18 protein-coding genes are annotated in these 20464 nt (G+C 54.4%); 5 read left to right on the top strand and 13 right to left on the bottom strand.

The window, feature by feature from the left end:
• The coding region (locus QMG93_RS07155; protein ID WP_281934843.1) for an RsmB/NOP family class I SAM-dependent RNA methyltransferase at window positions 1–918 on the bottom strand (918 nt) is incomplete at its 3' end.
• Between the two features lie 14 nt (window positions 919–932).
• The gene (locus tag QMG93_RS07150) at window positions 933–2543 is read right to left on the bottom strand and encodes a hypothetical protein (RefSeq protein ID WP_281934841.1); all 1611 of its coding nucleotides are present in this window, start codon (window positions 2541–2543) and stop codon (window positions 933–935) included.
• 165 nt (window positions 2544–2708) lie between these two features.
• Between QMG93_RS07150 and QMG93_RS07145 the strand changes: the two genes are divergently transcribed.
• Together QMG93_RS07145 and QMG93_RS07140 are read left to right on the top strand one after the other, a co-directional pair.
• A complete protein-coding gene (locus QMG93_RS07145) occupies window positions 2709–3191 on the top strand; it encodes a thioredoxin family protein (RefSeq protein ID WP_108530043.1) in 483 nt (160 codons plus the stop codon).
• Window positions 3192–3297: 106 nt separating this feature from the next.
• Complete coding sequence (locus tag QMG93_RS07140) at window positions 3298–3954, top strand: phosphatase PAP2 family protein (RefSeq protein WP_281934838.1); 657 nt, start codon at window positions 3298–3300, stop codon at window positions 3952–3954.
• A 29-nt stretch (window positions 3955–3983) separates the two neighbouring features.
• On the opposite strand, the gene QMG93_RS07135 is transcribed toward QMG93_RS07140, so the two are convergent.
• From QMG93_RS07135 to QMG93_RS07125, 3 genes are all read right to left on the bottom strand, one after another.
• Window positions 3984–4406: a DUF309 domain-containing protein gene (locus QMG93_RS07135; protein WP_281934836.1), complete on the bottom strand. Its 423-nt coding sequence runs from the start codon at window positions 4404–4406 to the stop codon at window positions 3984–3986.
• 76 nt (window positions 4407–4482) lie between these two features.
• Window positions 4483–5286, bottom strand: a complete 804-nt coding sequence (locus QMG93_RS07130; protein WP_281934834.1) for a GTP pyrophosphokinase family protein — start codon at window positions 5284–5286, stop codon at window positions 4483–4485.
• Between the two features lie 27 nt (window positions 5287–5313).
• Window positions 5314–6408 (bottom strand): quinone-dependent dihydroorotate dehydrogenase, encoded by a 1095-nt coding sequence (locus tag QMG93_RS07125; protein ID WP_281934832.1) that lies wholly within the window; start codon window positions 6406–6408, stop codon window positions 5314–5316.
• Between the two features lie 164 nt (window positions 6409–6572).
• Here QMG93_RS07125 and QMG93_RS07120 point away from each other — a divergent pair, with 164 nt between their 5' ends.
• Entirely contained in the window at window positions 6573–6710 is a 138-nt protein-coding gene (locus QMG93_RS07120) for a hypothetical protein (RefSeq protein WP_281934830.1), read from the top strand.
• A gap of 276 nt (window positions 6711–6986) precedes the next feature.
• Here the strand turns inward: QMG93_RS07120 and QMG93_RS07115 are convergent, their stop codons facing one another.
• The 7 genes from QMG93_RS07115 to QMG93_RS07085 form a co-directional block, all read right to left on the bottom strand.
• Window positions 6987–8435: a L,D-transpeptidase family protein gene (locus tag QMG93_RS07115; protein WP_281934828.1), complete on the bottom strand. Its 1449-nt coding sequence runs from the start codon at window positions 8433–8435 to the stop codon at window positions 6987–6989.
• A 183-nt stretch (window positions 8436–8618) separates the two neighbouring features.
• Window positions 8619–10220 carry a stalk domain-containing protein gene (locus QMG93_RS07110; protein ID WP_281934826.1) on the bottom strand — a complete coding sequence of 534 codons (1602 nt, stop codon included), beginning with the start codon at window positions 10218–10220 and terminating at the stop codon, window positions 8619–8621.
• Window positions 10221–10247: 27 nt separating this feature from the next.
• Entirely contained in the window at window positions 10248–12347 is a 2100-nt protein-coding gene (locus QMG93_RS07105; RefSeq protein WP_281934824.1) for a FecR domain-containing protein, read from the bottom strand.
• 63 nt (window positions 12348–12410) lie between these two features.
• Entirely contained in the window at window positions 12411–14234 is a 1824-nt protein-coding gene (locus QMG93_RS07100; RefSeq protein ID WP_281934822.1) for a CHASE2 domain-containing protein, read from the bottom strand.
• A 155-nt stretch (window positions 14235–14389) separates the two neighbouring features.
• Complete coding sequence (locus tag QMG93_RS07095) at window positions 14390–14623, bottom strand: ferredoxin (protein WP_010491381.1); 234 nt, start codon at window positions 14621–14623, stop codon at window positions 14390–14392.
• A 101-nt stretch (window positions 14624–14724) separates the two neighbouring features.
• Window positions 14725–15228, bottom strand: a complete 504-nt coding sequence (gene mobB, locus QMG93_RS07090) for a molybdopterin-guanine dinucleotide biosynthesis protein B (RefSeq protein ID WP_281934818.1) — start codon at window positions 15226–15228, stop codon at window positions 14725–14727.
• On the bottom strand, window positions 15225–16532 hold the full coding sequence (locus tag QMG93_RS07085) for a DNA polymerase IV (RefSeq protein ID WP_281934816.1): 1308 nt from the start codon (window positions 16530–16532) through the stop codon (window positions 15225–15227). The genes mobB and QMG93_RS07085 overlap by 4 nt, the downstream gene beginning before the upstream one ends.
• A 165-nt stretch (window positions 16533–16697) precedes the next feature.
• Between QMG93_RS07085 and cimA the strand changes: the two genes are divergently transcribed.
• Window positions 16698–18317 carry a citramalate synthase gene (cimA, locus tag QMG93_RS07080; protein WP_281934814.1) on the top strand — a complete coding sequence of 540 codons (1620 nt, stop codon included), beginning with the start codon at window positions 16698–16700 and terminating at the stop codon, window positions 18315–18317.
• Between the two features lie 93 nt (window positions 18318–18410).
• On the opposite strand, the gene QMG93_RS07075 is transcribed toward cimA, so the two are convergent.
• Complete coding sequence (locus QMG93_RS07075) at window positions 18411–18947, bottom strand: TlpA family protein disulfide reductase (protein ID WP_281934812.1); 537 nt, start codon at window positions 18945–18947, stop codon at window positions 18411–18413.
• Window positions 18948–19119: 172 nt separating this feature from the next.
• Here QMG93_RS07075 and QMG93_RS07070 point away from each other — a divergent pair, with 172 nt between their 5' ends.
• Window positions 19120–20436 (top strand): MFS transporter, encoded by a 1317-nt coding sequence (locus tag QMG93_RS07070; protein WP_281934810.1) that lies wholly within the window; start codon window positions 19120–19122, stop codon window positions 20434–20436.
• Window positions 20437–20464 lie beyond the last annotated feature (28 nt).

Here is a 20464-nt window from a genome sequence, read left to right as displayed (position 1 = left end):
CAGCGCGGCCGCGAAGTGGCCCTCGCCCGCGAGCCGGTGCGGCCACAGGCGCGCGGCGCCGGCCGTTTCGGCCCCGCGGGTATAGTGCCCGCCGAGCCAGTCCGGCCGGCCGGGCGCCCAGCCGCCGAAGGCGGGGGCCGGCTCGACCGCAAACGCCGGGTGCTCGTCCAGAAACGAGGCAATCATCGCCTCGTTCTCCTCCGGCGAGAACGTACAGGTCGAGTAGACCATCAAGCCGCCCGGCTTCAGCATGCGGGCCGCCTGCCTCAGCAGCGTCCGCTGCATCTCGGCGTATTTCTCCGGCCAGTCCGGCCGCCAGACTTTGGCCATATCCTCTTCCTTGCGGAACATGCCTTCGCCCGAGCAAGGCGCATCAATCAGAATCTTGTCAAAGTAGCCGGCAAAGGCTCCTTCCAGCTTCGCCGGATCTTCGTTCAGCACGACGGCGTTGCGTACGCTGCTCAGCTCTATGTTCTTCACCAACGCCTTCACCCGGTCCGGATGCACGTCGTTCGCTATGATCAGCCCGGCTCCTTGCAGCTTGGCCGCAAGCTGCGTCGTTTTTCCACCCGGCGCGGCGCATAAATCCAGCACCCTTTCGCCGGGGCGGACGTCAAGCAGCTCGGCCGGAGCCATCGCGCTCGGCTCTTGAATGTAATACAGCCCTGCATGGTAATGCGGATGCTTTCCCGGCCGCCCGTCTCCTTCCCGGTAGTAAAAGCCGGTTCCCGCCCATGGAACCGGTTCGAGCTCCAGGCGGGTCAAGCCGCGAAACTGCTCTACGGACAGTTTGAGCGTATTGACGCGCAGGCCGTAATGCCGCTCCTCCCCATAAGACGCCAGAAAGGCCGAATATTCGGCCTCCAGCAAGCCTTCCATTTTTTGTTTAAATGCTTCCGGCAGCATCGGCTCCGTCATTGTCGTCACTCGTTTCAGTTAATCTGGAAGAAAAAGATTTTATCGCCATCCGCCGCCTTGTGGTATCTCGACATCCAATGCCCGTTCAACCAAGCGAACTCTTGATTATCCCAATTGTACTTTTTATAATTCAGGGCCGCAACGACCAGATCCGGCCGCGTAAGCGAACTGACGAACACCCGCTTGCCCGGCTCGTCGGCGAACAAGACGAGGTCCTCCTCCGGCAGCACCATCGGCTGCTTCGTCTTCCACTTCGCCCTGTAATACGTCCGGTCCTGCATATTGACGAATACTTGCTCCGTTGGCGTATCGCTTCCGCTATCCGTCAGGACGCTGCCGAACGCCATGTCCTTCAGCTCCCACCCGTCCGGCACCTCCACCTGCTGGAGCGGCTGCATCGTTCCTGTCTTCAGATCCCCGAGCAGCCAGGCGGTTGTTTTTTTAACCACCGCCGAGGTCGGTGCGGCTGCCCGCTGCAATTGAAATTGATGCAGCAGCACCGTTTTCCGCTCCTCGTTATAGCCTCCGAATTCCAGATGCTCCTTCGAGCCTTTCGGCAGGCTGAACCGCTTGAGCGAATTGCCTTTCAGATCGGCAAGCTGCACGCCGGACGAGGCAAGCAGCGTTCGTTTATCTCCTGCCAGCGCCAGCTCGGGCTTCCGGTCATAGGTCCAATTATAATAAATGAGCTTCCGCCCCGCATCCAGCCCCGCTTCCACAAATCCCGATTCGGCCGCAAACGGCTGCCTGGCTCCCCCGGTATTCCAATCGAACCACCATAGGTCGCTTTGAAAGCGGCCGGCGGCATAGAGCCCTACACCCGTTTCCGGCGCCAGCAGAAAGGTTTCCCCGACTTTTACGGCTTCGGAGGCGGGAACGATCCGGGCCTGCGCTCCGGTCTTCAAATCGTAGCTAGCGATCCCGCTTCGCTCGTCTCGGACCAGTACATGCCGCTTATCCGGCGCAAGCTTGGCTTCGAGTACTCCCGGGGCCGTCCGCCCGTTCGATTCATGGCGGTACAGCTCCAGAAGCGGCGTCGCCGTGCGCTGCTTCAACGAAAAGCGGTTAATGTAATACACAAGCTCGCTTCCCTCGTTTTTAACGGTCGTGTAGATAAACTCGTCTTTATTCATAAACCCGCACAACCGGGTCGATCGCCGGATCACGTCTTCGTCCGTCCCCGCGATCTGGGCAATCGGCGCGCTCTCGGCCGACTCGCTTTGCGGGCCCATCCACAGCGCATCGATCTGGGAGCTGCTCCCGCTATCGCCTGTTTTGCTGCGCTGGACAAGATATACCATCGTGACGCCGTCCGGCGCCGCAACCTGCTCCAGCACCCGTCCTTGTTTTACGGTTACCGCAAATCCTTTGTTTATTTTGGATCTCGTGACCTCCAGCGCCGAAAAGCCGGGCACGGAATCCTGAGCGTGATAAGCATCCGGATCAGAGATCACTTTGGCTTTTTCCCCGGACGATTCGGCCCGAGCGGGCGGAACCGAGGGCTCCACGGCCCCGGCGTTCCAGTACATAGCGCCCCATACCAATCCGCCTAGCAGCAGCACGCCGCCCACTCCGAGAATGATGGCGTTTTCCCGCTTGCTGAGAACTTCGATAATGCGTTTCATAGTCTAACGTTCCCCGCCATTCTCTTGGATGTCCCTAGTCTACCCATGTATTCCACGCCAATGTCGAAAATCCTTCAATTTTATTGTATGATAGAAGGAGGAAACTTTGCATAAGTAACGAATGTTTTTAGAGTGACCATTTATCTCGGTAGGAAGAGGGGAATCATGAAAAAGTTAGGTATCTTTTTAGCTATTATCGTCGTTCTTTTCGGAGCTCTTTATTTTGTCAATCAACAATCCAACCAGGCGAAATTCGGAAAGTACGCAAACAACGTATACGGCATTGCGCCGGACAAGCTGAATCCGGCCACGCTGGCGCTTCTGGACGATCCGAACTACCAAAACATCATTTTGCCTGACGCGCTCGACAAGAAGATCGCAGCTCAGGAAGACTTCTACCTGTATTATTTCGGTTCGACGTGCCCTCACTGCAAAGTGACAACGCCTGTGCTTATGCCGGTCGCCAAGGATTTCAACATCGACGTCAAGCAATTCAATCTTGAAGAGTTCAAGGACGGATGGCAAAAATACAACATCGAAGCAACCCCGACCCTGATTTACTACAAAGGCGGCAAAGAAGTCGAGCGTCTCGTCGGTGAACAAAAGGCCGAAACGTTCAAAGCCTTTTTCGAAAAGCATAAAAAATAATCCTGCCGGCTGTCGGTGGACGCCCAAGGATACCCGAAGCAGCGGATTGCGGTCCGCTGTTTCTTTTTTATTTCATTTCTTTAAAAAGGAGCTGTTACGGGCCACGATGCAACCCAAACAAGTATGGCTGACCGGAAAATATATATTGACCGCAGTCGTCATCGTGCTGCTGTCGATTCTGATCTTCGTGAAGTTCGCGCACGATTTACAGGAAAATCAACTGGAGCGCTTTGACCGGACCTACATCGATTGGATTCAATCGCATATCAGTCCTAAGCTGACCGTATGGATGAAGGGAATTACCTTATTCGGAGCGTTTCAGACGTTGTTCGTCCTGCTGCCCGTTAGCGTATCTCTGATGGTGTGGCGAAAGAAGAAATGGGAAGCTCTTTTTTTCGTGGTAGCCGTCACCGGCGGTATGCTATTCAATCAGCTGCTGAAGCAAATTTTCGAACGGGAGCGGCCTACGCTGCGCCGGATCGTTGAAGAAACGGGCTACAGCTTCCCCAGCGGACATTCCATGGCATCGATCGTCTTCTACGGCATGTTGGCCATGCTCTTCTTGATGTTCGTCAAATCTCCCGTTCTGAAGCTGCTGATCGCCGTAACGGCCGGCTGTTTGATCATCATGATCGGCGTAAGCCGCATTTACTTGGGGGTTCATTACCCGAGCGACGTTGTCGCCGGATTTGCCGCCGGGGCGGCTTGGCTTACCGTGTGCGGGGTCGGGCTGCAGGCCGTTCTCGTCTCGCGGCGATCCTAGCGTCGGCAGTGCTGCGTCTGGCCTCCGGTCTAATTCTCTTCGTGCGGCTCCGGCGGATGCAGCCTAAGCTCTTCCACCAATGCCTCCAAATCGGCATCCAGAATGAGGATGTCCAGATCGTAGAAAGCAAACGGCTCCTCCTCCGCATGAGCCAGCTTGTTCAAGTATAGGCGGCTGTCGTCGCGAAGCCGGCCCAGGTCGATCCCCAGCGCATCCTCCGGGTAGTTATCCAATTTGTTCAAGGCCGCGGTAAACAGCTTGATCGACCCGCTCGTATTGCCGTTGCGGTAATGGTAAAGGCCCACTGCCACCTGCAGCAGGCCTTGATACAGCGGATGTCTGCCTTCCTCGAGCCAAAGCTCCTCCATCACTTCGTGACATTCGAAATAGTCGCGCGCCACGTTGAAATAATAGACGAATTCTATATATAAACGATCGTATGACGTTGTCACCGTCTCGCCTCCGTTTCGGTCGCCTCCAGCGGAGGCCCGGTGAATAACGGACCGCCGGCCCGGCTTCACCGGACTATTAGGCCAAGGAATTTTTCTTCGCCCGGTGAACCGCCTGATCCACCTCGTTTGACAGCTTCTTCAGCAGCCAGACGTCATCCGTATCCCACAGCTCGTTGAAGCGCATTTGAAACTGCGCGGCTTCCCGCACTCGCAGATGAAAATACAGCTCCTGAATGCCGTTTAGCACCTTGGTCACAATACTCGACTTGTCCTCGAACAGCTTTTGCGCTTCGACGATCTCTTCCCGGATGCTGCTCATCTCCTGATCGAGCTGGTAAGCGGCTTCCGCCGCCCGGCTGAGCCGTGCGACGACATCCTCCGGCAAGCTTTCCCGGTATTTATAGTTCAGCGAATGCTCGATCGTCGCCCAGAAATTCATCGCCAGCGTCCGCAGCTGAATCTCGGCCAGCACGCGCTTCATGCCGAGCGCCGTCTGGACCCGGTATTCCACAATCATATGGTAGCTGCGGTAACCGCTCGGCTTTTTATTCGTAATATAATCTTTCTCATATAATAGCGTCATATCTTCCCGGGCACGGATCAATTCGGCCAATCGTTCGATATCCTCAACGAATTGACACATGATCCGAATGCCCGCAATATCTTCGATCCCGGTCTCGAGCTGATCCATCGGAACACTCAGCCGTTTGGCTTTTTCCAAAATGCTGGAAGTCCTCTTGACCCGGCCGGTTACGAATTCTATAGGCGAATATTCATCCCGGCTTTTGAGCTCCGCGCGCAATGTCTTGAATTTGACTTTCAATTCCTCGACCGCCTGTTCGTAAGGCAGTAGAAATTTTTTCCAATCGCGTCCATCCATTCCGTCGACCTCCAAATCTTTCTTGCCTTAATGCCCCGATCCGATCGCCTCCGATATGTGCGTAAATCCATCCTGCCGAAGCAATGTGCGAAGTCCTCGGTTAATGCGCCGCAGCACGTCCGGCCCTTCGTAGATCAAGCCGGTGTATACTTCGACCAGACTGGCTCCCGCCCGAATCTTCGCATAGGCGTCCTCGGCCGTAAAAATGCCTCCCGATCCGATAATCGGAAGCTTCCCGTCCGTTAAACGGTATACGGTTCGAATCAGCTCGGTGGAGCGCTCCGTCAGCGGTCGGCCGCTTAATCCCCCCGTTTCTCCCCGGTTCGCATGGCGCAGACCGTCTCTGGTGATCGTCGTATTGGACGCAATGATACCGGAAACGTTGCTCCGTACGATCGTTTCGACCATATACTCGATTTCCTGCGCCGTCAGATCAGGTGCAATCTTCACGAGCACCGGCTTCTCCCGTCCGCCGAAGCGGGCATGCTGCTTGCGGATCTCGTCCTTCACAGCCGCGAGCAGGCGCGACAGATCATCCCCGTGCTGCAGATTGCGCAAATCCGGCGTGTTCGGCGAACTGATATTGACGACGAAAAAGTCTCCGTACCCATATAACGCTTGAATGCAAGCGCGGTAATCGTCTTCTGCCTGCTCGTTGGGCGTCGTTTTGTTTTTTCCGATATTGATGGCAAGCGGAATCGTGCGCTGGCCTTGATTGCGCAAATTTCGCTTCATGCCTTCGATTCCGACATTGTTGAACCCCATCCGGTTAATGAGCGCCTCGTCCTCCGGAAGCCGGAACAGCCGCGGCAGCTCATTGCCGGCTTGCGGCTTCGGTGTCACCGTGCCGACTTCCATAAAGCCGAAACCGATGTTCGAAAAACCGGGGACCGCTTTCGCATTCTTGTCCAACCCTGCCGCCAAGCCGACCGGATTCGGAAACCTGATCCCCCATAGCTCGCTCTCCAGCTCCGGATACGCCCGGACGCCCCACATCGCGCGGAGCAGTCCCCGTCCGCCTGGCAGCTTGGCGAACGTATGCAGTCCGTCGATAATGAGATGATGCGCCTTCTCCGGGTCCATCCCGAACAGCACCGGCTTTGCGATTTTTTTGTAAAGCATGCTTCTGTCCTCTCCCCGCACGTGTCTCTTCGTTAGTCTCTTTTGACAGTTTAGCGCTTTACGAAACAAAAATAAAGGGGACAAGTCACAAAATCCATACAACTTCAAACAATACATTATGTTAAAATATGCTTAATCCAAACAAAAAGGCAGGGCTGAGGTCTATGCAAAAAAAGAAAATATCCCCCTATGCGCAGCGGAAAACAAAGGATGAGCCTAATAAGAAGCTGATCGTGTGGGCCAGCTCCATCTTCGGCGTCGTCATTCTCGGCATGATTGTTCTGCTTATTTTCAACCATTAAGGCTTGTTAGCGCTTTCCATCCTCTCGCACAAGAGCTTGGTCTTCTAAACTAAGGCTATGGCAGAAGTCTTTTGAAAATATCACCGGTAAAACAGGTGGAGTATGCCCTGTAGGAAGCGCTTGCGCTGCCCGCCTTTGAAATTCGTGATTATACCGCAAAATGGAATCTGAATATCACGAGTTTCAAGAGCGGCCGGCCGTAAGGGCATACTCCACCGACTATCAAGGTGATGCTTTTCGTACTGAAGCCACAGCCGACTTGGACGACCAAGCTCCCTAATTCAACCAATTGTACTTCTTCCCGGGATTCGTATCGACGCTTTGCGGTGTCACCCCATACGGTTCGGGGCTGCGCGATTCCTCCTTGGACAGCGAGCCTTTACCGATCGTCACGCTCGTTCCGAGCGGCACCAGGTCGAACAGCTCCTCCACATCCTCCTTAGCCATACGGATGCAGCCTAGCGATTCGTCCTTGCCGATACTGGACGGCCGGTTCGTTCCGTGAATCGCATAATTCGTATCGGACAGTGTCATCCCCCGGCTCCCGAATTCCCCGTTCGACTTCCCGTTCGGATTGCGCACCTTTTCCGAGATGACGAAGCTGCCCTCCGGTGTTCGTTCGGCCCCCAAGCCTACCGGATAATTACGGACAACGATGTTGCCGCTGACGACCGACAGGCGGTGTGCCTGCTTATCGATAATAATCCGCATAGGTTCGGTTAACGGCTTGGTCAGACTAGCCTGTCCCGTTCCCGGCGGCACGGGATTTCCGTCGACGGCCGCAGGCTGTGCCCCGGGTTGATTGAGCCATTCGCTCAGTTCTGCAGCCAAGGCCTCCTTGTCCCGGTCGAACGTTTCCTTCATATAGGGAGTCAGCCCCGGCAGCATGTTGTTCGGGTACGCTTCCGTCAGCTGCGAAGCACGCGCCGGCGCTTGCCCCGTACGCCGAATATAAGCCGCAACGGCGGAGCGCAGCACGAGATCCTGCTCCTGCTTCGTCATCCAAGCGGCCACAATGCCATCCGCCTTCTGCGGATCGCTTGGCTGGCAGCCGCAAGCTGCCGCATCATGATAATCGATCTGCTGCTGCGCCGCATTTGCTTTTGCTTCGACGGAAAGCAGCGTCTCCGGCTTCTTCAACCAGTTGATCCAAGCGGTACCGGCGAGCGGAATGCCCCGGGCCAAAATCGCGTAGCTGCTGATTCTTTCCCGCAGAAGCATCTCTTGCAGCGCCGCGCCGACATTCTGTTGAGTTTTCTCGCCGGCCAGGTAGTACACTTTCGTTTCCTGCAGCTCGGACGACGTCATCCCTTCCGGGAGCACGATGATCGGAGTGCGGGCGCTTTCTTCCGTCTTCTCGAATATACGCCCCAGCTCCGGGGCAAACAATACACCGGCAAACGCGAGTAGACCGACGGCCATCAGGCGGACGAACCGCTTCCGTCTGTCCTTCTGACGTTCCGTTCCCCAGCGATGGATCGGTTCGATTTCTTCAGGAGGCAGAGCCACCTTCTGATTCTCATACGCTTCATAGACTTCTCCGGCCTGCGCGTAACAGTACAGCGCTTTTCCCTTTTTTCCTTGCGCTTCATAGTCGCGCCCGAGCAAGTACCACGCCATTTTATTGTTCGGATGCTCTTTGACGTATTTTTTTAAATAAAACGGATCCTGTTTGAAAAAGAGCTGAAGCTGTTCTTCCGAATCCTTCGAATCTTTCGGTTTCACGGGGCGCCCCTCTCTTTCCGTCTTCCTGCAAACTATATCGGCGGGAGAAGCGCTTTTCTTAATACTCTCGCTTCGCTTCCTGCATCCTTTCTTCCGATGTAAACCTAATCGAAAAGACCTACTCCAAGAAGAGCGCCGCTTAAAATTTTCCTCGGAATAGGTCTTATTTTGTCGGTATGCAAATTACTTTGATAATTTCGTTTTGCTGCGCACAATCGCCGTACGTGTCGCCTCGTCCCACTGAACGTCCATTCCGATTTCTTCTGCAAAGAAACGGACCGGTACGAAGGTGAGATTTCGCGAAATATAAGGCTCGACATCCGTCGGCTTAACGGTTGCTTCCTGTCCGGGTACCGTCCGCTTGATCCCGGTCTTTCCGATATACAGCTCGATCGTTTGGCCGTCCTTGGCGAGCTGCACGGCCCGAGCCGCATCGTCGAACGTCACTTTATAATCAAGCGCTTCCGTAATGGCCCGGATCGGTACCATCGTTCTACCGTTGACGATCTCTGGCTGGGCCTCGAACGCGATCTGCTGCCGGTCCACGACGACTTTGACGGCGCCATCCTTCGGAAGACCGTCCGGCAACCGATACAGACTGACTTCGCGAAGCTTGTTGTTGTAGGCGTCGGCCACCAGTATCGATCCGTCGGCGCGAACTCCGACATCCATCGGACGATGGAGCGCAGCGCTTCCTTCAATACCATCGGCATTTCCGGTTATGCGGCCGGATGCCCCGGCAATGGTTCTGACTTGCCCGTCCAGCAAGTAACGAATCGCATGGTTCTGGCTGTCGGCAATAACAAGTCCGCCTTCTTCCGTCAAGGCAAGGCCCAACGGAAAGTTAAATCGCGCATCCGACGCACTCCCGTCGGCGAAGCCTCCCTGAACGTGCAGTTCTTTGTTTGTTGCCGCCTGACCTCCGCCCGCCAGCGTCGTTACTTTCCCCTGCTGCAAATCGATATATCGGATGCGCTGGTTCCCGGAATCGCTTACGATCAAATTCCCTTTGGCATCCAGCACAAGAGCGGTCGGCTCGTTAAATTTGGCGCTTTTCAAATCCCCGTCGGCAAAATCCCCCGCGGGCGATACTTGTCCGGGAAACAATTCTGCGACGCGGGACGACAAGGCGTTCAGCGTCTTGACTTCACCCGAAGGCGATATGCTTCGGATCGCATGATTGAGCGAGTCCGCCACGTACAAGGTACCGTCGGCTGCGACGGCCACATCCGTCGGACGATAGAACATAGCATCCTTCCCTTTGCCGTCCTTTCTTCCAAGCAGCCCACTGCCGGCGACGGTGCTAACCTGACCGGCGGGATCTATTTTACGGATCGCATGATTTCCCGAATCGGCTACGTATACGTTGCCATTAGCGTCGGCCGCAAGTCCTTGAGGCTCGTTGAAAAGCGAGGCATCGCTCTTCCCGTCTAACAGAGCGCCGACAGGGAAGCCTTTGCCGTCCTGTTTATAGGCTGCGCCGGCGAAGGTGCTGACCGCCCCCTGCGACAGCTTGCGGATCAGCTGGTTTCGGGTATCCGAAACCAGCACCGTACCGTCCTTCAGCACAGCCAATCCTCCCGGCATCCGGAAGGAAGCGGACGCGCCCGCTCCGTCCGCGCTCCCCAAGCCGCCGTTTCCGGCCAATGTCGTCATCTCCGTTAACGGTTGCCCGTTCTCGCCCCGCAGGGCGTCCTTCGACCACTCGGCGGCTTGCGCGCCCGATGCGCCAATTATGGCGGACATCAGAAGCGACACGGCGATTCGTTTCGTTGCTTTCTTCATAGCTTGCTCCTTCCCGTACCCTGCACCTTACTTCGTGCCGACGCTAATCGATTGAATGTCTCTGCTTTCGTATACCGTATTCCCTTGTTTGTCGATGATTTTGATATAGCCCAGTTCAACTTTGGCGGAACCAGCGGCCGAATCCACAACTGATAAAGGTACGTTTACGAGCAAGGTATCACCGCTTAATTGAATCGGCTTTATTGCGCCGGAGCCTTGCGTTTCAAAGGCGGTCGCCGCGTAGATCAATTCGCTCTTGGAGGCGTTGCTTACTTGACGAAGCGTCTCTGCCGTTTGAGTCCCATAGAATACGGTGCCCGTTACGGGAGTCAGGTCTGCCGGACCTCTGTAGTCCAGCGCCGCCTTGTCATACAGCAAATGCGCTTCGACGGAATAGAACGGCACAGCAGGCGTAAAGCCTTTCATCGTCAACGCCAAGTCGACCTTCCCGTCCTTGATGCCGCCGACTTGCGCCAAACCTACTCCCAAAATATGAATCGGCGGAATCGAAACCGGTACGCTTGCTGCGGATTCGCGGAAAGCCTGGGCCGTTAAGTTGTAAGTTCCGGGCTGCAGTGCCCGAAGCGTAACGGTGACTTCGCTATCTCCAAGTCCGTCCGCGCGTCCGACTTCCTCCGTGCCGTTCAGCACACGGACCGTTGTCCCGGTAGCAGCTTTCACTTTAATTTGCACCGGATTCCGCACCGTCGCTTCCGCTGTCGGGCTGATCAGCACGGGAGCGGAAGGACGGTCGTCCGTGGAACCGCCGCCCGAACCGCTGTCGCTCCCGGAATCGGCAGGAGGCGTAGTCGGACGGGAGGATGAATCGGGCGCAGGTTGATTGGCGTTTTTCCTTTGGCTCTCCTCGAATTGTTTCTTCTCGTCCGCACTAAGCGTGCTCGTATATTGATCCGTTGCCTTTTGATCCGCTTCTGCAACGGCTTTTTGGTTCTGGTCTTGAATTCGCTGCCTGTCGGCTTCAATACGATCCAGCAAAGCCGCCAGCTTTGCCTGATTATCGCGCAGCTCCCTTTGCTCCTGCTCATATGCGGTATTTTTGGGCTCCGCCTGTTTCTTTAACTGCTCTATTTCCGGATCGATGCCTGCATTTTTATCCAGGGCAGGCGGATTGTGAATATCAAGCTTTCTCGAGGGGTCGGCCATGTTTGCATTGGCTTCGTCCACAGCTTTTTGAGACAGTTTCCCTGCGTCTACGGCCGATTTGGCCAGCAGGGACAGAAACCGGTCGAAATTGGTTGTGACGGCTTCCAAATCTGCCGGCGTACTGATCTTCAGAATCGAACGTCCGTCCGGTTTTCCCTCGCCTTTATCCAGATTTTCCTTAAGCTGCGCTTTAATTTTATCTTGCTCTTTTTGGATATCCCCGATATTCTTGATAAAGCTTTCAAGCACTTTTTTATCCAGAACCTCGACCAATGCTTTGGGGTCGGCATACTCCGCTTGCGCTCTTAGGTCCTTATTCGGTCCGGAGGAGCTGAGCGCCACCTGCTGAGCCGGATACACCGAGACGCCTTCTGCCTTCCGGGCCTGCTTATGTTCCGCAGCGGAATCAGCTTCCGAAGTGGAGACGATCCCCGCCGCCACGGCCATCGTCGTTTCCCCCGTCTTCCAATTGACGGAAGTCATAAAGTTCGTTCCCCTGACGCCCATAACCGCCGTCGGCGTCTCGACCTCGAATTCCTCCTCCGAGCCGATCAGAGATTTGACTTTCGCCCATAAACTGCCAGCCCAAGATTTCACCTTGGTTTTCTTGCCGCCGTTTTTTTCTACTAAATCGGATATGTATATTTCGGAATTTTCGCCGATCGTAATCTCGTCCTCGCGGTCCACGACCCGCAGCACGACCGAGGAAGACGGACCAGTCACGATCGAATCGCCCTGATTCAAATTCAAGTCCTGATACACCGCATAAGAGCGCGAGCCGCCCGATTTCTTATACGCTACATCTCCCGTTACTTCAACGACAGCCGCCGACCGGGATGATTTGGCATTCGCCGGGCTTGCGAGAACTAAAGTGGCTCCCCCTTGAAACAACATAGCGAAAACAAGCACCCAAGCCAAAGCCGGCTTTCGCTTCCGTCTATTGATCCGCACTGCTTTCGCCACAACAAAACCCCTCTCCGGAATCAAAAAAATCTATTCATATTGTAAAGTGAGAAACGGTATTATTCAACGAATTTCGTCAAATGAAGCCGGAACGTCTTTCATTCCCATCACCTCAAAAAGCTTGAGCGGAACGCTCTTTCCTTTCATTAGCTTCTCCCCGGCAAATTGATAATCGAAAGCATGCTTCGTCCGCTCGTAAGTCGCTTCGGACACAAGGATCTGATTCGGCTGCGTATTGGACTCGATGCGGGCGGCCGTATTCACGTTGTCGCCAATCGCCGTATAGTCGACCCGTAGATACGACCCGATATTGCCGACTACGACATCGCCGGTGTTGATGCCAATGCCAACGCTGATCGAAACGTCGTATTTCTCCAGCACCTCGGCGCGCACCTTCTCCATTCCCTTCTGAATTTCGTAAGCGGTTTTGACCGCATAATACGGATGATCGGGCACGTCCAGCGGAGCATTATACAGGATCATCGCCGCATCCCCGATAAATTTGTCGATTGTGCCGCGGTTTTCGAGGGCTCGTTCCGTGATTAAGTTAAACATCATATTCAAGAAGTCGACCACTTCTTCGGGCCTCAGCTTCTCGGACAGCGGGGTGAACCCGCGGACGTCGAGGAACAGAACGGTTAATTCCTTGCTGATCCCTCCGAGCTGGATTTCCTGCTCGCTGCTCGCAATCTCTTTGACAAGGTCGGGAGAAATATAGCGTCCGAACTGCTTGGTAATGTAATTTTTTTGCTTCGTTTCAAAATACGTTTTCATGGACAGATTTCCAAAATAAGCAAGGAGCCCGCAAGCCACTGCATCGACAATGTCCAGATACTTCGAGTAGGCCGCGAAATACTCGTATTGTCCGACGAACAAAAGAACGACGACCGCCAGCGTAAAAACCGCTCCGCTAATCGCCCGCAGCCGCCAAGTTACCCACCCGAGCAGCAGAACGACCAGAAGCATAAGCGCAAAATCAATCCGCTTGTCTACGGGCAGCACGATCTGCTGCTTTAAGATCTGATTTAAAATATTCGCATGCGCATACACCAGATGCATATGCTTCTCCACCGGAGTAACGCCCTCGTCCGAGCCAGGGGCCGTATAGCCGACAAGCACAAGCCGGTCTTTGAACGTCTGGGGCGGTACGTCGCCCTTCAGCACTTTGGCGAACGGAATCGTTTCGAAATCGAATTCCTTCGCATCCCAGCGGATTATCATTTCCGACTTGGGACGGCCGTCCAATACAGGCAGGTTCAGATACCGGCTTACATCGACTCCGGCAAGCTGTGCCATCGCAAGCCCAAACGAAGGATATACCCCCAGAGGCGAGTCGATCTGCAGCCAGTTGGAGCGAATAACGCCGTCGCTGTCGTAAGCCGCATTGATATGCGATTTTCCAACCGACTGTCGGAAGGCCGGGATCGGTTCCGTTATCGAGCGGGCAGTCAACAGCTCTCCTGCCTTCACCTTCATCGACCGGTCGAATTTATTTTCCAGGTTCGCATGGGATGGAATGACGATGTTGTTGTGTTTGGCCAATTCGTCGGCCAGCACGCGGTCGCTTTCCGGCTTGTCGCTTTCGGAATATAACTCGATATCGAAGCCGATCGCTTTGACGCCCGCGCTTTCCAGCAGCCGGATCAGCTCGGCGTATACTTTCCGGTCCCATGGATAAGGCCCTACTTCCCGAATAGAGTCGGAGTCGATGCCGACGACGACAATATCCTCGTGCGGGGCTTGAGTCATGGTTTGCTTCACGTTAAAATCGTATAAACTGTCGGATAATACCTTAAGCGCCCCGGTTGTCAAAAGCACGATGCACAGCAGCACGATAACTCCATTACCCGCTGCGATAACGCCGGACTTGCTCCATCCCTTTTTCATGAGAAGCCCCCTGTTTTTCTTGCAGTTTCCGCTATTCATCTTACCATAAAATGCCGAACCGAAGTTATCTATTTCGAACTTAGGCCGCAATAAAAAGAGCCCGCCTCCACTGGGGAAACAGGCTCTTTGCGATGAAGCTATAGCTATTCGGAGTATTAGTTAAAAGGAGCGTCTGCGACTTTGATGGAATCTGTAGGGCAGCCGTCTTGAGCATCCTGCAGATCATCGTACAGATCTTCCGGAATTTCGGTTACGCCTTTGTTGCCGTCGGCTTCGTAAATTACTTCTGCAAGACCCTCATCGTCGTAGTCGTAGATGTCCGGTGCCGTCGCTCCACAGGCACCGCATGCGATACAGGTTTCTTTATCCACCCAAGTGTATTTTGCCATGTCTAATCTTCCTCCCTTGATTGTGTAACCACATCCTAAAATATAATATAAAAGCTTACAAAGTTCAAATAGAAAGTAGCGAACGATATGATACCGCTTCGTTATAGATTCCTCATACGGGAGCGGATGAACTCAGCGATCGACTCTACGGCGTCCATTGAAAAGCAAGGGATGTCCGACGCCGCGGCTTCTGCCAGCTTGCGATCCGCGGCTATACAAGCGATCGGCGGCGCAGCGAGCTCATGCACGATTCGCGCCTGCTCCTCCGTCCGGAATATGGCGATTTTGTCGTGCGGCTCCCGCTTGAAGCCTTCTATTAAGATCAACCCGTAGCTTCCTTTTAACCGTTCGACCGTTTCCTCTAGCGTGACCGTTTTACGTTCATATGTTCTTACGGCATTCGGGGACAAGACGACGGAAGCCGACGCTCCGGACCGGATAAATAAAGTGGAATCCGCTGCGGGGGCTTCCTTATAATGCCCGTGCGCATCGTGCTTTATAACCGCAACCTTGACGCCCCGCTCCTCAAAATATGGAACCAGCAGCGAAATGATCGTCGTTTTGCCGCTGTCGGAATAACCGGCTAACCCGATAATCGTCGTCAATATTCGTCCTCCTCCAATCCCCTTAACCGGAGATGATCCATTTGCAGCGACGTGCCGCGCCTCTTGGTGTTGCGGATGAGCGTGGAAGGATCGTCGCCCAGCATCCCTGCAGTCAAAATCACGCCTTCGCCGTACTTGTCGCGAAGCGCATCCATCGCCTGATTCAGCTTTTCCTTGACAGGCTGCTTCTGATAGCTGAACAAATCGAGCTGTACGGCAAGCTCCTGCTTGGCTGTCAAATTCTGCAGCGTCACGCCGAGCAATCGCACCGGAAGCCCTTCCTTCCAGTGAGCGTCGAACAATTGGCAGGCCGTCCGGTAGAAGTCGTCCGCGCTTTCCGAAGGCTCGGGCAGCTTCGAGGCCCGCGTAATCGTCTTCATATCAGGGTCCCGTATCGAGATCTGTACCGTCTCCGCAACCAGGCCCTGCCGGCGCAGCCGCCGCCCGACTTGGTCGGACAAATTCAGAAACACCCGGTGGATATCGGCCCGGTCCGTATAATTCACCGGTAAGGTCGTCGCATGGCCGATCGATTTGCTTTGTTCTTTATCCGGATTAACCGGCGAATTGTCCTCTCCGTTGGCGGCCCGCTTCAAGGCCGGACCGAGCACGCCGAACCGGTCGCTCAGCAGCCGCTCGTCGGCATTGGCGAGCTGGCCGAGCGTATGGATTTGCAGCCGTTTCAGCTTTTCGGCGGTCTTCTTGCCGATTCCGAACAAGCTGGCGCACGGATGCGGCCACAGCACGGTCGGCACATCCCGTTTACGCAGCACCGAGATGCCGTTGGGCTTTTTCATATCCGAAGCCATTTTGGCCAACAGCTTGTTTGGCGCGACGCCGATCGAACAAGGCAGAAGAAGCTCATCTCGGATCCGCTTTTGAATCGTTTCGGCGATTTCGAGCGGAGTTCCGAACATCTTGGAGCCGGTAATATCGACGTAGCATTCGTCTATCGACACCGCTTCGACGAGCGGCGAATATTCGTAGGCAATCTTCATAAACCGTCTGGAAAACTGCCTGTACAGGTCAAAATCGGGGCGAATCAAGATTAAACCGGGGCAAAGCTTGTCCGCTTCCCGCACCAGCATCCCCGTCTTCACTCCGCGCGCCCTCGCTTTATAGGAGCAGGTAACAATAATACCCTTGCGCAGTTCTACGCTTCCGGCTACCGCAATGGGCTTGTCTTTGTATTTTTCGGGTTCTACCGCTTCATGCACCGAGCAATAGAACGCGTTCATATCAATGTGGAGAATCACTCTGCCGTTCACGGGATAGCCGTTGGCACTCCCACTTGTCTCAACCATGGCATCCGCCTCCCGTCCTCTTACTTACAGCATAATTCGCCCGCAGCGCCGGGGTCAAGCCGGGGATATTTTAGGATTGGCAATACCCTTTGGCCGCTACATTGTGCTATAATTATAAATTATACTTTAGCGCAATAAAATGTTAAAAGAAACAGGAGGATCATTATGGCGGGCACGGTTAAAATTTTCGATACTACGCTTCGAGACGGTACTCAGGGCGAAGGCGTCAGCCTCTCCGTCGAAGACAAACTCAAAATCGCCCAAAAGCTGGATGCGCTGGGCGTTTCTTATATTGAAGGCGGTTGGCCCGGCAGCAATAACAAGGATATTGAGTTTTTCATGCGGGTGAAGGAATTGAAATTGTCGCATGCGAAAATTACAGCCTTCGGCAGCACGCGCCGCAAAGAGACGTTAGCGGAGAATGACCCTAACCTGAACCGGATTCTTGAAGTCGGCGTTCAAGCCGCAGCGATATTTGGGAAATCGTGGGATTTCCAAGTGCACACGGCCATTCAGACGACACTGGAAGAAAATTTGGCGATGATCTACGATTCGGTCCGTTTTTTGAAGAATAACGGGCTGGAAGTCATTTACGATGCGGAGCACTTCTTCGACGGCTACAAGAGCAACCCGGAATACGCTCTGGCGACGATTAAGAAGGCCGAGGAAGCCGGCGCCGACTGGATTGCGCTGTGCGACACGAACGGAGGCACGCTGCCTCACGAAATTTCGGCTATCGTGACCAAAGTAACTTCCACGATCTCCTGTCCGATCGGCATTCACGCGCACAACGATTGCGAGCTCGGCGTAGCGAACAGTCTGGCCGCCGTCATGGCCGGAGCCCGGCAAGTACAGGGCACGATCAACGGCTACGGGGAACGGTGCGGCAATGCCAATCTCGTATCGGTCATTCCGAATTTGCAGTTAAAGCTGGAGTACAATGTGATCAGTGCGGAGCAATTGGCCAGCTTGTCCACCGTAGCGCGCTATGTCAGCGAAATCGCCAACATGCATATGCCGGTTAACCAGCCTTATGTCGGGTCTGCCGCTTTCGCGCACAAAGGCGGTATTCACGTGTCGGCGATCCTGCGTGATTCCAGCACGTACGAGCATATCAAGCCCGAACTGGTCGGCAACAAGCAGCGCGTGCTCGTGTCGGAGCTTGCCGGACAGAGCAACCTTGTCTTCAAGACGCAGGAGCTGGGGTTGGACTTCGATACAAACAATCAGCAGACCAAGCAGCTCATCGAGCAAATCAAAGAGATGGAGCATCAGGGCTATCAATTCGAAGGCGCGGACGCCACGCTGGAGCTTCTGATTCGGGACGCTTACGGCAAGCTGGAGGAAGTATTCACGCTCGACTCGTTTAAAATTATGGTGGCCAAATCCGCCGATCAGCCGGTGCTTTCCGAAGCGATCGTCAAGGTGAACGTACACGGCAAAACGATCTACAACGCTGCCGAAGGGAACGGTCCCGTGAATGCGCTGGACAACGCCTTGCGCAAATGTCTGGTCGAATACTATCCGGATATCAATAACATGCACTTGTCCGATTATAAAGTGCGCGTCTTAGACGAGAAGGACACCACGGCAGCGAAAGTTCGCGTGCTTATCGAATCGACCGATTTCAACAGCACGTGGAGCACCGTCGGCGTATCGGAAAATATTATCGAAGCAAGCTGGCACGCCCTTGTCGACAGCATCCGATATGCGCTGCTCGGCATGACCCGGGTGGCCGACAAGCCTGAAGAAAGCCGGGAACGCCTCGGGCTCGTAAATCACTAACTAACTATTGCAAAAAAACAAGCCGTAATCCTCCAATCGGAGACATTGCGGCTTGTTTTGATGTAACAGCTGCCAACAGTGCGGATGCCAAGTTTAGCTCGCGATGAGCCGTTTGATTTTGTCCTCCAATTGGTCAGGAGGCAGTACATGAATAACTTCCTTCAAGCGCCCTTGCCGGTCAATCAGGAAGCTTGTCGGGACGAATAACAGCCGGTAAGCATCAGCCGCCTCTCCGCTCGTATCCAACAGCACCGGGAATGAAAATTGCGCTTGGTTGACGAAGCGCCGAACCGCCTCCAGCTCGTCCCCTCTGGTCACGTTAACCGCATAAAGATCGAACTGTCCCTTGTAACGGTCGTACACCTGCTTTAAGGCAGGAGCTTCTTCACGGCACGGACCGCACCACGAAGCCCAGAAATTCACCATCAGCGGCTTGTCCCGGGCCCCGCCGACCTTATATTCTCCCCCGTCCAGTCCCTTTAGAGTAAACGCGGGCACCGGCGATTCTACCTTTATTTCCGGCCGGCCCGCAGCGGAAACCGACAATACCCGGTCAATCCGGTTATTCTGAACTAGAGCCAGCCCCGCCAAAGCCAATGCAAATCCGAAAATCAGCAAGTTTCGTTTCATCGTCTCTCTCCTGTCTATACTCCGGCTTGCTTACGATTACAGTATTCCCCATTTGCCGGAAAACGTTACTAGCCGATCACGCTCCGCTGGATAAAGCCGGGAAGCATGGCCCCTTCCATGGAAGGGCACATTAACCTTATGATTAGGTTATTAGCGGAGGGTTGAATATCGTATGGAGAAAGCAAAAACGAAAAAGCTGCGAATCACGTTCGAAAGCGATATCGATTACTCGGCCTCAAAAAATGAGCAAGCCACGGACAACGATAACTCCAAAGCAGCAAACACAGGTTCGAAAGGGGTCGTCTGGGAGTTTATCGCTATCGCCAGCGTACCGTTGGTACTGGTGCTCGGCAATTCGATGCTCGTTCCGATATTGCCGGATATGCAGGAGCGCCTAGGCATTTCCCAATTCCAGAGCAGCCTGGTGATCACGTTATTTTCCGTCACCGCGGGCCTCGTAATCCCGATTGCCGGGTACTTGTCCGACCGTTTTTCCCGCAAAGCGATCATGATTCCTTCGTTGATCATTTACGGCGGGGCCGGGATTTTAGCGGGCTTGGGCGCCCTTTGGAATTCATATACCGTGATCATTATCGCACGGGCGGTTCAAGGGATGGGCGCGGCAGGCACCGCTCCTATTGCCATGGCGTTGGCCGGGGATCTGTACAAAGCAGGGATGGAAAGTAAAGCGCTGGGGTTGACGGAGGCTTCGAACGGAGCCGGCAAAGTGGTCAGTCCGATTCTCGGCTCGCTGCTTGCGCTAATCGTCTGGTATGCCGCTTTTTTCGCTTTTCCGTTCTTTTGCTTATTATCGCTGCTGGCCGTCATGTTTCTGCTGAAGGAGCCTAAGAAGGAGCAAGCACCGCCCAAGCTCGGCGAATACCTGCGGAATATCGGCGCCATTTTGAAGCAGAAGGGGCGCTGGCTGATCACGTCGTTTTTTGCGGGCTCCATGGCTTTATTCGTCTTGTTCGGCGTCCTCTTTTATTTATCGGACATTCTGGAGGTCGCCCCTTATCATATCGACGGGGTGATGAAAGGACTCGTTCTCGCCATTCCACTCCTCGGCATGGTGGTTACTTCCTATACGACCGGCTCGCTCATCAAGAAGAACGGCACCCTGATGCGCTGGCTCATCAATATCGGCCTTGTTCTCATGACGGTGTCGCTCGGTTTATGCATTTTGTTCTACAATAAAAGCATTTATGTATTTATCGGCCTGCTGACTCTGAGCAGTATCGGGACCGGTATGCTTCTGCCCTGCTTGAACACGATGATTACCGGCTCCGTCGAACGGGAACAGCGTGGCATGATCACGTCGTTATACAGCAGCCTGCGTTTTCTGGGCGTCGCCTTCGGCCCTCCGCTGTTCGGCTGGATGATGGACAAGTCGCATCAAACCGTATTCGTTACCGTTACGTCTTTGTCGCTTCTGACGCTAATCCTTGCCTTCTTCTTTATTAAACCGCAAGGGAAGATTGGAGGGTAATGCAGTATGCCCGGTCTGAGTTACGGAC

Origin of the sequence: Paenibacillus tyrphae (assembly GCF_027925525.1) — a bacterium.
GTDB classification, from domain to species: domain Bacteria; phylum Bacillota; class Bacilli; order Paenibacillales; family NBRC-103111; genus Paenibacillus_G; species Paenibacillus_G tyrfis_B.
Note: the sequence above shows the minus strand (reverse complement) of the source record. Positions and strands in the feature narration are given on the sequence as shown.

Excerpts from the sequence above, each read along its gene's own strand:
- QMG93_RS07150 (WP_281934841.1), bottom strand. The coding sequence starts at position 2,543 with ATGAAACGCATTATCGAAGTTCTCAGCAAGCGGGAAAACGCCATCATT.
- QMG93_RS07070 (WP_281934810.1), top strand. The coding sequence starts at position 19,120 with ATGGAGAAAGCAAAAACGAAAAAGCTGCGAATCACGTTCGAAAGCGAT.
- QMG93_RS07145 (WP_108530043.1), top strand. The coding sequence starts at position 2,709 with ATGAAAAAGTTAGGTATCTTTTTAGCTATTATCGTCGTTCTTTTCGGA.
- QMG93_RS07125 (WP_281934832.1), bottom strand. The coding sequence starts at position 6,408 with ATGCTTTACAAAAAAATCGCAAAGCCGGTGCTGTTCGGGATGGACCCG.
- cimA (WP_281934814.1), top strand. The coding sequence starts at position 16,698 with ATGGCGGGCACGGTTAAAATTTTCGATACTACGCTTCGAGACGGTACT.
- QMG93_RS07075 (WP_281934812.1), bottom strand. The coding sequence starts at position 18,947 with ATGAAACGAAACTTGCTGATTTTCGGATTTGCATTGGCTTTGGCGGGG.
- QMG93_RS07100 (WP_281934822.1), bottom strand. The coding sequence starts at position 14,234 with ATGAAAAAGGGATGGAGCAAGTCCGGCGTTATCGCAGCGGGTAATGGA.
- QMG93_RS07120 (WP_281934830.1), top strand. The coding sequence starts at position 6,573 with ATGCAAAAAAAGAAAATATCCCCCTATGCGCAGCGGAAAACAAAGGAT.
- QMG93_RS07130 (WP_281934834.1), bottom strand. The coding sequence starts at position 5,286 with ATGGATGGACGCGATTGGAAAAAATTTCTACTGCCTTACGAACAGGCG.
- QMG93_RS07140 (WP_281934838.1), top strand. The coding sequence starts at position 3,298 with ATGCAACCCAAACAAGTATGGCTGACCGGAAAATATATATTGACCGCA.
- QMG93_RS07110 (WP_281934826.1), bottom strand. The coding sequence starts at position 10,220 with ATGAAGAAAGCAACGAAACGAATCGCCGTGTCGCTTCTGATGTCCGCC.
- QMG93_RS07085 (WP_281934816.1), bottom strand. The coding sequence starts at position 16,532 with ATGGTTGAGACAAGTGGGAGTGCCAACGGCTATCCCGTGAACGGCAGA.
- QMG93_RS07095 (WP_010491381.1), bottom strand. The coding sequence starts at position 14,623 with ATGGCAAAATACACTTGGGTGGATAAAGAAACCTGTATCGCATGCGGT.